General features: G+C 63.4%; 9 protein-coding genes and 4 pseudogenes. 3 read left to right on the top strand and 10 right to left on the bottom strand.

Features of this window, described 5'->3' with window-relative positions:
* Positions 1–235: 235 nt before the first annotated feature.
* Positions 236–832 (bottom strand): annotated as a pseudogene (locus ACFXKG_RS39565) (DUF4037 domain-containing protein); the annotation flags it as partial.
* Between ACFXKG_RS39565 and ACFXKG_RS39570 the strand changes: the two are divergent.
* Positions 827–1,216: pseudogene (locus ACFXKG_RS39570) on the top strand (transposase); the annotation flags it as partial. The pseudogenes ACFXKG_RS39565 and ACFXKG_RS39570 overlap by 6 nt on opposite strands.
* Before the next feature lie 23 nt (positions 1,217–1,239).
* Here ACFXKG_RS39570 and ACFXKG_RS39575 read toward each other — a convergent pair.
* From ACFXKG_RS39575 to cysC, 6 genes and pseudogenes are all read right to left on the bottom strand, one after another.
* A pseudogene (locus tag ACFXKG_RS39575) lies at positions 1,240–1,554 on the bottom strand (transposase); the annotation flags it as partial.
* A 174-nt stretch (positions 1,555–1,728) separates the two neighbouring features.
* The gene (locus tag ACFXKG_RS39580) at positions 1,729–2,487 is read right to left on the bottom strand and encodes a class I SAM-dependent methyltransferase (RefSeq protein WP_384849940.1); all 759 of its coding nucleotides are present in this window, start codon (positions 2,485–2,487) and stop codon (positions 1,729–1,731) included.
* Positions 2,488–2,506: 19 nt separating this feature from the next.
* On the bottom strand, positions 2,507–3,751 hold the full coding sequence (locus ACFXKG_RS39585) for a condensation domain-containing protein (RefSeq protein ID WP_384849983.1): 1,245 nt from the start codon (positions 3,749–3,751) through the stop codon (positions 2,507–2,509).
* A gap of 243 nt (positions 3,752–3,994) precedes the next feature.
* Entirely contained in the window at positions 3,995–5,323 is a 1,329-nt protein-coding gene (locus tag ACFXKG_RS39590; protein WP_384849943.1) for a sulfate adenylyltransferase subunit 1, read from the bottom strand.
* Positions 5,324–5,325: 2 nt separating this feature from the next.
* A complete protein-coding gene (cysD, locus tag ACFXKG_RS39595; RefSeq protein ID WP_384849946.1) occupies positions 5,326–6,261 on the bottom strand; it encodes a sulfate adenylyltransferase subunit CysD in 936 nt (311 codons plus the stop codon).
* Complete coding sequence (gene cysC / locus ACFXKG_RS39600; protein ID WP_384849949.1) at positions 6,258–6,815, bottom strand: adenylyl-sulfate kinase; 558 nt, start codon at positions 6,813–6,815, stop codon at positions 6,258–6,260. Before cysC ends, cysD begins: the two co-directional genes overlap by 4 nt.
* Before the next feature lie 810 nt (positions 6,816–7,625).
* Here cysC and ACFXKG_RS39605 point away from each other — a divergent pair.
* A complete protein-coding gene (locus ACFXKG_RS39605; protein WP_384849952.1) occupies positions 7,626–9,512 on the top strand; it encodes a non-ribosomal peptide synthetase in 1,887 nt (628 codons plus the stop codon).
* Positions 9,513–10,287: 775 nt separating this feature from the next.
* Here the strand turns inward: ACFXKG_RS39605 and ACFXKG_RS39610 are convergent.
* Together ACFXKG_RS39610 and ACFXKG_RS39615 are read right to left on the bottom strand one after the other, a co-directional pair.
* On the bottom strand, positions 10,288–11,115 hold the full coding sequence (locus tag ACFXKG_RS39610) for a hypothetical protein (RefSeq protein WP_384849955.1): 828 nt from the start codon (positions 11,113–11,115) through the stop codon (positions 10,288–10,290).
* Positions 11,116–11,619: 504 nt separating this feature from the next.
* Positions 11,620–12,530: pseudogene (locus ACFXKG_RS39615) on the bottom strand (transposase); the annotation flags it as partial.
* Positions 12,531–13,057: 527 nt separating this feature from the next.
* Between ACFXKG_RS39615 and ACFXKG_RS39620 the strand changes: the two are divergent.
* Complete coding sequence (locus ACFXKG_RS39620) at positions 13,058–14,329, top strand: MFS transporter (protein ID WP_384849958.1); 1,272 nt, start codon at positions 13,058–13,060, stop codon at positions 14,327–14,329.
* 44 nt (positions 14,330–14,373) lie between these two features.
* Here ACFXKG_RS39620 and ACFXKG_RS39625 read toward each other — a convergent pair whose 3' ends face one another.
* Positions 14,374–14,613, bottom strand: a complete 240-nt coding sequence (locus ACFXKG_RS39625; protein ID WP_384849962.1) for an acyl carrier protein — start codon at positions 14,611–14,613, stop codon at positions 14,374–14,376.
* Positions 14,614–15,050: the final 437 nt, after the last annotated feature.

Consider the following 15,050-nt stretch of genomic DNA (forward strand, 5'->3'; position numbering starts at 1 on the left):
TCACTGCGATGACCAGCGGCGGGTTCTCCCTCCCGCTCGATTCCTCAGCGCCTCGTGGCGCACACCCGGTGTCATCGATGACCAGCACGGTGGGCTTGATGACCTGCTGCATCCGCCAGGCCAACCGGGCTGTCGGCGTACGGTCTCGGCTCCCCAGCGGCATACAGACTAACGTCCCCAGTTGTCAGGCCGCTTCGCTCTCTCCCTCTGTCTCTATTGCTTTTGAGACGGCGGTTCAGGGGACGAGCAGACCGTTGGTAGCGGCGCGCGTCAGTTCCGGATGGCTGAGGACGTCCGTGCTGTCGATGAACTGGTCGACGGTGCCGATGATGGGCAGGGAGCTGATGTTCGGGTCGGTGATGCGGGTTCTCAGCGCCGCGGTGAAGCGTTCGGCGTGCAGGACCTGGAATGGTCTGGTGTGGTAGGGCCGCGTGGCGGGGTCGACAGGGTCGGTGAGGCCGAGTTGGTTGTGTGTGGCCGCGACGACTTCGTAGGCGCGGGCCAGGTGGTGCTCGCGGGTGTGCCGGTCGGTGGCGGCGAGGGCGGCGGTGAGGACCGGGGTGAGGGCGGGTGCCTGGGCAGTGCGGGCGAAGGCGCTGCCGAGCCATTTACTGTAGGGCGGGTAGCGGCGCTCCATGAGCAGGCGGAGCCGCATCAGATCGCGTACCAGGCGGGCGGCGACAACGGCGGAGCCGAGTTCGTCGCCCACTTCACCGCAGCGGCCGACGAAGGCTTCCTCCCGGGAGATGTGCTGCCACTGGCAGGCGAGCAGGTGGAGCCAGAGGTCGTTGGGGTACCAGTCGAGGCTTGCGCGGCCCGGTGCGAGTTGGCCGCGATCCTGATTCCGATGCCCGGCATCGGGGTCAGGGCCGCCGCCCGGATCCTCATCGACGTCGGCGACGGCAGCACCTTCGCCACGGCCGGTCACCTGGCCGCCTACGCCGGCCTGGCACCGGTCACCCGCGCCTCCGGCTCCTCCATCCGCGGCGAACACCCCACCCGGCGAGGCAACAAACAGCTCAAACGCACCTTCTACCTCGCCACATCTGCCTCGCTCTCACAACCGGAGTCACGGGCCTACTACGACAGGAAAGGCCGCGAGGGAAAGCATCACATCACAGCCCTGATCCCGCTCGCCCGACGACGCATCGACGTACTCTTCGCCATGCCTCGAATCGGCACCTTCTACGAGGCCCCGACCCCCACCGCAGCTTGACAAAGACCATAGGCGCACTTCTTCGCGCGGATGTGAGAACCGTCCACGCACGCACGTGACCAGTCGAGTTCGTCGGCCGCGTGCAGCTTCGCGAGCAGGATGCGATGGAGCTGGTCGAAGGCTCCTGCCTTCTGCCACCGGTCCAGGCGGCGCCAGCAGGTCTGGCCGGAGCCGAACCTCAGCTCCAGGGACAGCAGTTGCCAGGCTATGTCCTCGTGGAGAACGAACAGAATGCCTTGGAGACAGAGTCGGCCCGACACCGGCCGCGGCCCCGGCGACCGCTCCGGCCACGGTGGCAGCAGCGGCTCGATCAGCGCCCACAAGTCGTCGTCCACTATCCACGGTCGAGTACTCACACCATCACGAACAGCTGAATCCTCACACCGGTCACGCCGACCCAGCACACTTCAACAAGATCGTGTTACGAGCTCTATGCGAAGGAAGGGCCTACCAGACACTGGTCTGGCAGGCCCTTCCTCAACAGCGGGCGGCCTCGCCTTCGCTCCCGCAGCTCAGGCCCTGATCGCCTGCACCATGACCCGAGGAACAGTGGCTAGGAGGCGGCCAGCCTCGGCCGCCTCGTGCACAAGCACCTCGCCCGCTTCCACGCCTAGCTCCCGCGCTAGAGCGTCCTTCTCCCTTATGATCCGGTCGTACACGGCATTCTGCCGCTGGCCCGATCCAGTGACTTCCCGCGTTTCGATAGCGCTGAAACCAGCTGGCTCCATGAACCACGCGTAGTCAAAGTGCGGGGGCGCCCACGTGGTGAAGACTAGAGGGCTCCCTGGCTGGAGAAGGCGGCCCATTTCTTCGAAAGCTGCCATCTTGTCGATAACCATCCACAGGGCATCGACGCTCATCGCCCCGTCGAAAACGCCATCGGGTTGACCGGTCTCCGTGATACTTGCCGCCTGAAAGGTGGCCGCCGGCACCTCCGTCATCCTTTCGGCAAGCTGCCTGGCTTCGTTCAAGGCTTCCGCCACGATGTCCACTCCGTGCAGCGAAGCCCCCACGTCGCGGGCGACCCACAGCCCCGGCCCCCCACGGCCGCAGCCAATGTCGACCAGATTTTTCACCCCATACCCTGACAAGTACTCGGCGATGACTCCGAGGTCGGTCATTGTCACGAAGCCGAACGGTTCGACTTCCTCTGGGTAATCCGCCCCGTACACGTCGCGATAGATGGTCCGCAGCGTTTCACTTCGGCCCTGGTTGGCCAGTACAGGGCGGTATCGATCCTCATGAACAGTAGTCACTTCGGAGGAGCCCATATTTTCTCCTATATCCACCTTAACGCTCGACCCCCTTGAGGAGGTCGATGAGTGTGTCAGTGATGGAGGCACCTACTTCCTCGCTCACGTATGCGGCCGGATGTGCCAACTCCAGCTTGAGTCCCTTTCCCTCGGTGGGGCGTATCCAGACGGCCAAGCCGAGGGGGACCTGATGCGGAGGCGGGGGAAGCTCTATAATTTCGAGATTGTGTAGCTCAAATTCTTTTCCAGGCAATCCAGTGTCGAGGTAAAGCTGCGGAATGGTCGTGTTCACGGCACCGAAGGCCTCTGGCGAAAGGTCGAGATCGATCTGATGAATCGGATAACGCGAGTGCGCCATGGCCCTCAGATAGCCCTCACGTACCGCGGTCGCCCCGAGATGCCCTTCGGGCCCATCCGCGCGCCGGAAGCGAAAAGTGACTATGTTCGACGCCCAGGATATGCTGTTGAAGGACTGCGTGTCATGCCGGTTAATCGTGGGCGATATCACCGACAATTCGTCACCCACGCCGTTCCGTCGAGCCGCCTCGGCCACCGATCCTGTATAGAGAGCTCCTACGGGCATACGTTCTTTTCGAGCCGCAACCTTTATGGCGGACATCGTATCGGTGTCGAGATATCGAGTGTGCCATGTGGAACGGACTCGTCCAAGGCCCATCGGAATCTCCGCTCCTGGAACACGCAGCGGTACCATGGAGCCGACATCGCCCAACTCGTCACGCCAAAACCTACCGGCGTTCCGACCCTCGACACTGGCTAGCCATTCCCGTTCGCCCACTGCGATCAGATGATGCAACGAAGGCGCCAGCGAAGGCGGTTCGGTACCCGTGACGAGTGCATTGTAGAATGATTGAATACCCGTCAGCATAAGCTCAAAGCCCCACCCGTCGGACACCAGGTGCTCGATCGCCACTGCGACGATGTGCTGCTCTGGGGTCAAGGTCCCGATCACGAGTCGACCGAGTGCGCCGCCTTCGATGTCGAACGGTTGCACAGCGGCTGTCGCCACCGCAGTCTCGAGAGCACCAGATTCGGGGCCGACCACCTTCACAACCTCGAACTGCGTTTCGGCGGACAGAATTTGCAGACTTCGCCCAGGCCTGGCGGAGGGTACGAAGGAAGTCCTGAAAGCCGAGTGTGCCCGCGCTGCGGACCTCACCGCGCCCCCCAGAGCCTCAGTATCAAGTGGGCCCTTGATGCTGAATACTTTCGGCGTAATCTGAGACCGCGCGTTGCGGGCATAAGGGTCTGCACCATGCGTCACATACCGGACGAGTCGCGCATCCTGAGCCAGGTTTACCGGAAATTTTCGGGGATCCAACGCGTCACCTCCTTGGATTCTAGATAAGTGGAGTCATGAGGGCTGCATTTTTCTTGTCCTCGGAGGCGCGTATCCGCAGGAGCGGTCTGAACGAATCTGCAACGCCAGAGCGGCAACAACGAGTCTGGGGCACAGGTATTACGAGCGACAGGCACTGGAGGCGTTCCACGCGTGTGCCAGCTGTCATCAGACATCCCAGTCCTCGTCGCGGTGTTGGGGCGGGACTCTCGCCGCAGCGGGGGAGTCTCCAACCATGCCGGCGGCAAGTGTGGTGCCGGCAGAGGGTTCGATCAGCAGAAACGCCCCGGTGCGGCGGGAGTCAGCGTAGGAGTCGAGAGCAAGCGGCTCGGCGGTTCGGACCTTGACAGTGCCGATGTCGTTGCCAACCAGCCGCCCGGGGTGCGGGTGCTGAGAAAGATCGTCCAGCATAAGCCGGGACGGGATGTCCTTCACAATCGCGTTGACCGTACGGGTGGTGTGCTTGAGTAGCACTCGCTGGCCAACAGTGAGCGGCTGGTCGGCTACGTGGCAGACAGTGGCCTCGATATCCTGAGTGATGGCCGGGGCGTCACCGCTGGGCACGATCATGTCGCCGCGGGAGATACCGATGTCATCCTCCAACAGGAGGGTAATCGACTGCGGGGTCCACGCGACATCGACCGGCTCGCCAAGCAGGTCAATCCCGGAGATCTTCGACGTGCGGCCGGACGGCAGCACTTTGACGCTCTCGCCGACGCGGAACGTACCTTCGGCTATCTGGCCGGCGTAGCCGCGGTAATCAGGGTGCTCGGCGGTGTGAAGCCGGATCACATACTGGATGGGAATGCGAGCTGCCACGTGGCACGGGCTCCGCGACACAGCGACATTTTCCAGGTGTTCCAGGACGGTCGGTCCCCGGTACCAAGCCATGTTCGCAGACGCGTCCACGACATTGTCACCGGCGAGCGCCGAGATCGGAATCGCAGTGATCGCCGGAATCCCGAGGTCGTTTGCGTACGACGTAAACTCCTCAGCTATCGACACGAAGGTGGACTCCTCGAAGCCGACGAGGTCCATCTTGTTGACGGCGAGAACGACATGCGGGACGCGCAACAGGGCGGCGAGCGCGGAGTGCCTGCGGGTCTGCTCGACGATACCGTTGCGGGCGTCAACCAAAATCACCGTCAGCTCGGCCGTCGACGCACCCGTAACCATATTTCGGGTGTACTGCACATGCCCGGGGGCGTCGGCCATAATGAAACGGCGCCGCGACGTAGCAAAGTAGCGATACGCCACATCAATCGTGATGCCCTGCTCCCGCTCGGCCCGCAGACCGTCGGTCAGCAGTGCCAGATCCGGAATTCCCCGACCGCGTTTCCGGGAAGCGTACTCGACAGCCTCCAGCTGATCGGCGAGCACAGACTTGGAGTCGTGCAAAAGCCGACCCACCAGGGTGGATTTGCCGTCGTCGACGGAACCGGCGGTGGCAAAGCGCAGCAGGCTGGTAGCCGATATCTGCTCGGTGGTAGGAGACATAGCTAGAAGTATCCTTCGCGCTTGCGGTCTTCCATCGCGGCCTCGGAAAGCTTGTCATCGGCCCGCGTCGCGCCCCGCTCGGTCAGCCGGGAGGCGGCGATCTCGGCGATCACTGCGTCCAAAGTCGTCGCCTCAGAGTCCACCGCTCCGGTGCAGGACATGTCACCGACGGTTCGGTAGCGGATCAGCCGCAACTCGACGCTCTCGCCTTCCCCGGGGCCCCCCCACTCGCCGGCGGTTAGCCACATGCCGGAGCGCTTGAAGACCTCGCGCTCATGTGCGAAATAGATCTGGGGCAACTCGATCCTTTCGCGAGCGATGTACTGCCACACGTCCAGCTCGGTCCAGTTAGACAGAGGGAAGACACGCACATGCTCACCAGGCGCGTGGCGGCCGTTGTACAGCTGCCACAGCTCGGGACGCTGCCTGCGCGGGTCCCACTGGGAGAACTCGTCGCGCAGCGAGAACACCCGCTCCTTGGCGCGCGCCTTCTCCTCGTCACGGCGGCCGCCGCCGAGCACCGCGTCGAAGCGGTGCTGCTGGATCGCCTCGGTCAGCGGAACGGTCTGCAGCGGGTTGCGGGTGCCGTCGGGCCGCTCGCGCAGCTTTCCGGCGTCGATGTACTCCTGCACCGAGGCGACGTGCAGACGCAACCCGTACTTGGTGACCGTCCGGTCGCGGCACTCCAACACCTCTGGGAAGTTGTGCCCGGTGTCGACGTGTAGCAGGGTGAACGGCACCGGCGCCGGCGTGAACGCCTTGATCGCCAAGTGCAGCAAGACGATCGAGTCCTTGCCCCCGGAGAATAGGATTACTGGACGCTCGAACTCACCGGCCACCTCACGGATGATGTGCACCCCCTCGGACTCCAGTCCATCGAGGTGCGATACGTTTAACGGACTGTCGACCTCCCGCGCAGCGGCGGTAACGGTCGTCACGCCAGTCCCCTACTGGTGAGCAGGCCGTGCAGCGCCGCCGCGGACTCCTGCGCAGTCTGAATCTGGGTCTCGATCCGCAAGTCTGGGCGTTCCGGGTCCTCGTACGGGTCGTCGACCCCAGTCAGCCCGCTAATCTCGCCTGCGGCCTGCCTTGCATACAGACCCTTTGCATCCCGTACCGCGCACACCTCCACCGGCGTCGCTACATGCACCTCCAGGTATGCAGTCTCGCTCTCCAGATGGCGCTTGCGCACTGCCTCGCGGCTGTCTGCGAAAGGCGCGATCGCCGGAACCAGCGAAAGAATCCCGTTGCGTGCCAATACCGCCGCGACCATCCCTATACGTTGAACATTGGCGTGCCGGTATTCGCGGCTGAACCCAAGGTCGGCCGAAAACTCCTTGCGAAGCCTGTCTCCATCCAACACTTCGACCCGCCGGCCGTCCGCACGCAGTCGTCCCGCCAGTTCGTACGCAATGGTGGACTTGCCGGAACTCGGCAGTCCGGTCAGCCACACGGTTGCGCCCGGCCAGCAGGTGCAGAATCTCTGACGCATCTCATCACCTCTGAATGAAGAACTGTGTCTGAGCCACTCTGAAACAAGGGCTAAGCGCGGAGTTCGAGGGCGGTCACTAGGCAGACGGGACGCACGGTCGGTGCTCAGCCCGATGCACCTGGCGGAACAGGTGATCGTATGCGTACGCCACCGTATTCGCCGAAGTTGATCGCAGTCCAGAGGAGTTGCCCCAGATCCTGAACCTCTCCCAGATGCCACCCGCTCCCCGCCAGGTTGGGGCACAAGTAGTCGAGCCAAGCAGCACGGCGCACTCAAGGCGCCCGCGACCGAGGGTGGATGCGGCTCACCCTCAGCGTGAACCCGTGCAGGATGAAGCCGAGGGCGCCCCGACACAGATTGCCGCATCTATGGTTCAACTGAAGGTTGCCTGATCTTCACGTCATCTGACAACCTCATTGGCCGTACGGCATGTTGCAGCTGGTGAAAACAGAGCGCGATCCACGGCTCGGGGCAACCGCGGCCAGCCCTCGAGGCCGGTCCGGCAAACCGGCCATTCCAGACTGACGTGTGAGCAACAACTCCCGCCCGCAGTCGCGGCGTTGAGCCGCGCGCTGAGTCCTCAACCTATGCTTAGCCTGGCGATTCACAGCCCTTAACCCGTTGTTCGACTGACGGGTGTGTGACAAGTAGTCCAGTCAGGACCACGGGCACGAGTCACTCAGCCGCCCACGTGCATTCCTGCACAGGAACGAGCAGCCGCGCGTACAGCCCGCCGGCAAGGGCACGTGGCCACGCCTATGCGCATGCCCCGTTTGCGACCCTTCCAGGTTTCAAAGCAGAGGAGTACTGATGCCAACAACGCCCGAGATGGACTTGATGCCTGAATCCGACGACGGTCAACTGCGCGATCTCATATCCCTCGGGCGCGGCAAGGAGCTCCCTCAGAATGAGCTGGTCCCAGTGCACGAACTGGTGAGGAGAGCCGCTCTAGAGCATCCGGACCGTACGGCGGTCACCTCTGGTGGGCACGCCGTCAGCTACCGCGAACTCGATCGCTGGGCATACCGCATTGCGGACGAGCTCACACTGTCGGGGGTAAGTCGAGGAAGTCGCGTCGGTGTGCTCGCAGACCCCTCGACAGCCATGGTGGCCGCCGTGCTGGGTGTCCTGTACGCCGGTGCTGCGTACGTGCCCGTTGACTTGGCACACCCCAACCATCGTATCGCGAAGGTACTCTCCGATTCTCTCCTCTCGGCTGCTGTAGCTACTAGTTCGTCTCAGGACCGGCTACATGGCCACGAAGTACCCGTCGTACTGACAGAGGTTGCTACTGCAAGCGGCCTCGCAAACGATGCCGACCGCACGGCAGCCGCCCCTTTGTCCTCAACCGCGACAAGCCTTAATGACGCCGCGTATCTCATCTATACGTCTGGAAGCACGGGCGAGCCGAAGGGCGTCCTCGTCGAACATAGGCAGCTCGCCGCCTCGACTCTAGCGCGGCGCCTGGTATACCCGGGTGCGCCGGTCTTCCTTCTCGTCTCGCCCCTGGCCTTCGACTCCTCGGTGGCCGGGTTGTGGGGCACACTCACCGCAGGCGGCCAGTTGGTCGTCGCCACGTCCGACGAGGTACGGGATCCCGAGCGGCTAGTCGATCTCGTCGAGCTCCATGGGGTCACCCACATGCTGTGCGTCCCCTCACTCTATTCGGTCGTCCTCGACGTCGCCGAGCATCAGGGACCAGGGCGGCTGGCTACGCTGACCACGGTGATCGTGGCTGGCGAGCCCCTTCCGGTTCATCTGGTCGAGCGCCACTTCAAGCTGCACTCCCACGAGAGCGCACTCGTCAATGAGTACGGACCTACCGAGGCGACGGTCTGGTCCACCTACCAGCGCTTTGACGCGCCAGGTCCAGTGTCCATTGGGCGTCCCGTCCCCGGCACTCGGTTGTATGTGCTGGACAACCAGCTGCGCCCCGTACCGCGAGGCGCCGAGGGTGAGCTCTACATCGGCGGCGTCGGCGTCACCCGCGGCTATTACGGTCGCCCCGACGCGACGGCGCGGGCGTTCCTCAAGGACGACTTCACAGAGCGAGAGGACGCCCGAATGTACCGCACAGGAGACCTCGTACGGTGGAATTCCGATGGCACGCTCGACTTCCTTGGTCGGCGCGATCACCAGGTCAAGGTCCGAGGGCATCGCATTGAACTAGGGTCCGTCGAGGCGGTGTTGTCGTCTCTACCCGGTGTTCGTGATGCGGTGGTGACGGTGGACACCTCTGGCACCGGCCTCATCGGTTTTGTCCTGGGATCCACAGGCCTTTCCCCCGACGAACTGAAGGAGAAGCTGGCGGATCGGTTGCCGCCTGTCATGGTTCCCGCGAACCTTCAGATACTTGATGCGTTCCCTCGTACCGTCAACGGCAAGACGGACCGCGCTGCGCTCCGTGCTGTCGTGGAGGATCTTTCCGGGGCCAACCCAGCGCATTCGGCGCCTTCCGCGACCGCCTCCAGCGCCGGCGACCTTTCGGGCCAGGTGGCGACAGCCTGGGCCGAAGTCCTGAAGACAGCGGACATCCCCACTGACGCAAACTTCTATGAACTAGGCGGCCATTCGCTGATGATGTACCAGCTCCAAGCCGCCCTGGAGCGTCACACGGGCAACCGCCCGCCAGTTGTGGCGCTTTACACACACACGACGGTCACCGAGCAGGCCGCGTTCATCCGCGGTCTGCGCTGAGCTTCAGAAGCAGGGTGCCCCGTGAAGCACTCCCTCGGTACCCTGCTCCGTCTCTCACGCCGATATTAGTCCGAAACAGTTTGATTTTAGTGCCGTTGGATGGGTGTGAGCTGTCTGGTGGGGGACGCGCGGCATCTGTCCCATAAGTGCAGGAAATCCTGCGGCTTCGGGCGGCGGGCGCGTTGAGGGCGGACCGAGTCCGTAAGGACGTGGCGGTAGTGTTCTGGGCATCACTGAAGGCTGTCGGCATGTGGTGGGCGAAAGCGAGTCGTCGGCCGAAAAACGCTGGTGGGGGCGCCCCGGGGAAAGCCGGTCAGAGTGCATCAGATACTCGGGAAGGCTCAGCAAGCCGCCGCGCGGCAGGCCGCCCTGGATCACCAGCCCAGCGAGGTCGGCCTGGGCGGGCAGTTGTAATCGCATCGGTTGATCGGTGTGCTGATCACGAAGCTGTACCGAGTGGAAGCTGACCGAGCCCGGCGTGGGCAAGTATTTCATTCAACCGTGGAGAGCTGTCTTTCTGGCGCCCGGACAAGCAGGCAGGATCCCGGGGGGGGCGTCGCGCGCTGGCATGCCGAGACCTGGCCGGAGCTCCGTGCGAGGGCGAAGGCCGGCGGCGGCGAAATTCTCGCCAACCAGATCGGGATCCGCTCTGACCAGATCACCGGACGGATCTGGGGCGAGAAGGGCAAGACCCCGGTTGTGCGGCGGAGCGGCAACCCGTTCTCCGTGAACGCGATGTCGGCATTCATCGGCCTACGCCGTGGACCGGCTTCCCTCAAAGGGCGCCGTTCTCTGCCCCAGAGAGAATCTCCAGAACGTGATGCCGAGTCTCCTCATCGGCGAGCATCTTCGCCTGTGAAGTCGCCATTCGGATAGTTTTACCTGTGCCGCCACCGAGCCTATCGTGGGCTACGTGATGGTTCAACGACACCACGTTGAACACCTGACCGCCGTACGAAGGGAAATCGGCACGATAGGACGCGATCAAGTGAGCCAGCCAATCGGCAAAGCTTCCTACCAAGCTGAGCGTCGTCTCATCCACAGCCAAAGCATCTTGTGTCATTCCCTGTGCCGCGTCGGGTCCAATCATGTCCGCAAACAAGGCATGCCGGATCGATTCGAAGAGAAATTCCTCGGACATCCTGAGCGCCGTTCCCGTGCGCTCCTCCAGCAGGCCACGGCTCCACCAAACGGGCATCGATGCGGAATCGACAGAGAATGAGGTGAGAATCTTCTTGAGCTCCTCCGTAATCGCCTCCGCTGATGATGGGGTCGCGTCGAATAGAATGATTCGTGGGGAGGAGGTCAGCACTGCGACATCCTGCGCGATAGGAGCGGCCATGCAATAGGCAAGCACCGCGTGGACCTCCAGGCCCAGATCGCTGATCGGCCGGAGAAGAGTCTGCGCGTATTCGGCAGAACAGGCATCACGCGGAAGTGGCCGACTCAGGAGGTAGCGGACGTCATACCCATCCTTCTCGAGACCCAGGTCCGCTACCCGAGCTTCCACCCTGCGCCCAGGATAGTCGAGAACGAGCACGACCGGTCTGCCTTCAATAGATATGGCACCCAGGTCGGAGGAATCGCGCATCACCTGTGACATGACCTAAATCCGATTCTATGGAGCGCATGGACCGTGCAATCCGAAGACATGGTGTGGAACAACCGAGCACCACTCGCGACCTCGTGACTGTCAAGTGGTGGCGACTGCTACGCGCCTCGCGCAACCCGATGCGCCCAGGACTTCGCGAGCCCACAGATTCCTGATCCTGGGCGTCGTCAAGCCAGAATCCAGCCATGCAGACACGACTGCGCGGCATTGCTGAACGTGACTATGTTCGCAGGTAGTTGAGTTGTAATCAAGTGGAACGGACATTTGGAAAGCTGGAGTTACCCGGTCGATAGCCTGTCACACCTGCCAGCATCGCAAGTACGAACCCTACGATCGACGTCTTTTGAATCAGTCCTACGCAATTCCAACGTGGTGAGGTCACGGTCGCCACCGCCATCAAGGCGCAGGCAAACGCCAGGGACCCGGCCAGATCCTGCCCGTTCTCCAGTCGCGGCCGCCGGTAGCCGGGATAGGGCGCCACCGAAAATGATTTGTGGCGAGGCCGGCGCAGGAGGCCAGGTGGGCGGCAGTGGGGAAGCTGGTGCCGTCGCCGACGGTGACCAGCAAGGTGGCGGCGGTCCTGACCGCGCCTCCCGGAATCGAGGTCAGGACCGTGGAAAGAGGGTGAGGCTCCAGCAGTTGCCTGGTCTGTGCTTCCAAAGCTCGCCGTTGCTCGTGGACCGCGCCGAGGGAGCGGGCCAGCGACGAGATCACGACGTCGAGAGTGCCGGTCCCCGGGACGATCAGGGTCTGCTCGTCGAGCGCGTCGAAGACCTCGTCGATCAGCCGTTTGGCCATGCGCGGGGGGTTTGGGACGGATCACCTCAGCGAGCTCGCGGCGACCGGCTTTGCGCGGGGCGGCCGGAGATCCATAGCGTTCCAGCAGCCAGGTCACTGCGAGATGGTCCAGACAGGGTCCGAGGACGTGCTCCAGGCTGGGGTGGAACTGGGTGCGCAGGCCGCGTATCCGTGGAGGTGCGGGTGGCCTCGGCCACGAGGTCCTGGTCGAAGCCCACCAGGACGGTCAGCTCGGCCTTGATCTCGCCGGTCAGTTCCAGCGAGCGCAGAGTGTGCGGCGTGGTGCGGGCTGCGTCGGCAACCACGGCGGCGTCCTTGGCGTCGGCCTTCGCATCACCCGGGTAGCGATCGGCGACCGCCGCATGGACAGGCCGGGCGGGTAGGCGACCTTTCAGTCGGCGTCGCGGGCAACCGTCAGGGGCAGGGCGCCGATCGAGGCAGGCTGGTCCACGGTCACCAGCACGGTGCCGAACTTCGCGGCGAGCTTGTCGAAAACGGCCGGCAGCTTCGGCTTGCTGTTGGCCAACTGCTTGTCGAAGACCTTCTTGCCAGCCGTGGTGAGCGCTTTTGCCGACGTCCAGGCCGAGGAAGACGCCCACGTCGTCGATGTTCTACAAGCCGTCCTCCCGAACGGGGGTTTGTGCCGTGCTGGCCGGGACGTTGGCCTCGTATGCGCGCATCCACGTTACACAGACCTGCCGCCCGCTCAGCCGGGCATTGCGCCAGGCCAGGCGGTGTCGGACCTCTCATCAGAGTCTCCAACGGCGCCTCTCGGGACCGGTGCCACCCCCAGATCATCCCTTCGACAGGGGGAACAGCCGTGTCGGGCCCGGAGGCCAGCAGTTCCATTTCGGAACTGCGAAGAAGATAGCGGGCGAGCCACCCGGGGGCCACGCGGGCGGCGAAGACTTCGGTGTCCTGCCGCTCGTAGGTGGAACGCAGGCCCCGTAGCCAAGGGCGTTGATGCTCGAGGCGATAGACATCGCACCAGCCGCACAGCGAGCACACCGCCTCCTGTTGCGGCGAGTAGGTGAGGGAGATGTTGTCCACATCATCGACACCGAATCACAACTGGGTCATTTAGCCTGATGCTAAATGACCGTCGTCCGCAGGTTGAGAGCCGTTAGGTGACCACGTGACCTCCGCACCTTCCACAAACGACAAAATCAACGCAACAAAAGGCGGCCTTATACCAGTTGACCCAACACTGCGCCAATTGTCCTGGATGACCTTCCTCAACGCTTTCGGCAACGGACTCTTCTACCCGATCAGCATCCTGTACTTCACACGCATTGTCGGCATCGACACCACGCGGGTCGGCATCAGCCTTACGGTTGCTGGACTATTCGGTCTGGCTGCCGGCTTGCCGGCAGGCCGCGCCTCGGACCGATGGGGCAGCCGCCGTGTGCTCGCCGTGCTGTGGCTAGGAAGTGGGATCACCATGGCCACCTACCCTCTGGTTCACGGATACGGCGGATTCCTGGTTGTGGTCGTCCTCTTCGCCGTACTCAACCAGGCCTCGTGGGGTGTGAAAGGCGCTCTCATAGCGGATGTTCTGCCCTTCGACACTCGCGTGGAAGCCCGCGGCTACCTGCGGATGGTCGGAAACGTAGCAATGGCTATGGGCGGAGCACTGGGTGCGGTGGCGCTTCAGGCGGACACCCGGACCGCGTACTCGGTGCTACTCCTCTTCAACGCTGTCACCTTCCTGGTACCTGCGCTCCGGGTAGGTCGGCTGCCCCTCCGCAGCTCCGCACAACACCTCACCGAGCAGAGTGCCAGTCCTCCCGAAAGCCGCTGGCGTGCGGTGCGCGATCTGCCGTTTCTCACTGTGACGGCTCTCAACGCTGTATTGGTCCTTCAGGTCAGTCTGCTCGAAGTGGGCATCCCCCTGTGGATCGTCGAGAACACACAGGCACCGCGCTGGTCCGTATCCCTGCTCCTAGTCGTCAATTGTGTGCTGGTTGCCCTGCTCCAGGTACGTGCGACGAGGCGAGCATCAGACGTACCGGGTGCTGTGAAGTCGATGGGCCGCAGTGGGGTACTACTCGGCACCGCTTGCCTGGTCTTCGCGCTTTCCGCAGGCCTGCCACCGCTGTGGGCAGTGACTGTATTGGTCATCGCGGCGGTGATACAGGTCCTCGCAGAGGTCCTGTCTGCAGCCGGTGGATGGACCCTCGGCTATGAGCTCGCCGACCCCCGGGCACACGGCGTCTATCAAGGCGTGTACAACTCCGGCGCGGCTGCAGCGATGATGGCAGGCCCCGCGCTGATCACGGTGACAGCTGTGGCCCACGGCACTGTCGGCTGGTTGGCCCTAGCGATCCTGTTCGCGGTCGCCGGACTTGCCGTGGCTCCGGCAGTCCGTTGGGCTCAGCGTGACGGCGCGTGGCGAGGCGAGCAGTAGGCCTGAGGTATCGCGCCAGGCGGTCAGGTCCCGATGGGCGCCTCTCACGTTACCTGGAGGAGATCCCAGATCACGTTCGTCAGGTGACGGGCCGTCGGCTCCTGGAAGAAGTCGCTGAGGCTTACGGGCACATCCACTTCTTCACGGAGGCGGACGACCAGCTTCGCGGCGTCGAATGACTGCCCGCCCAGCTCGAAGAAGTCAGCATCTGGTGCTACCGCTTCGATTTCGAGGGCCTCCGCCACCCTACGGTGCACTAGCTCGTCAAGGTTCTGTCGGTTCATTACGGGACTCCATACTCAACTCACGTTGGTTACTGGACACTTCGGCGCAGACTACCTATACCCTGGTGCGATCTGGGCCGCAGACACATGAGCAACGCCACAACGAGTACACGCCAACGTTACCGACCGTCATCCGACAAGTCCCCTGTCCTGTCGCGCCCTTGACATCGTCTTCACTTCGGACAAGGATCTTGTGTGTCGTCGCCCAGGACTTGCGGCGAAACTGCCCGCATCACACGATCCACAGTCAGGCCCAGGCTCTTCAATTCGCCGTGAGTCAAGGCACTGGTCCATGACTGCGTTCTGGGCGGCAGGAGCATTGCCTGTCATTCAGTCAGGCTGGCTGCCGCCTACCCCACTAGGGCTGACGGCGTTTCGACCCCCGCTACGGGGGGCGGCATGCCCAAGAGAGCGATGCAAGTCAGCGACCCGAAGGA

It is taken from the genome of Streptomyces sp. NPDC059255, from assembly GCF_042752355.1.
In the GTDB taxonomy this organism is placed as follows: Bacteria; Actinomycetota; Actinomycetes; order Streptomycetales; family Streptomycetaceae; genus Streptomyces.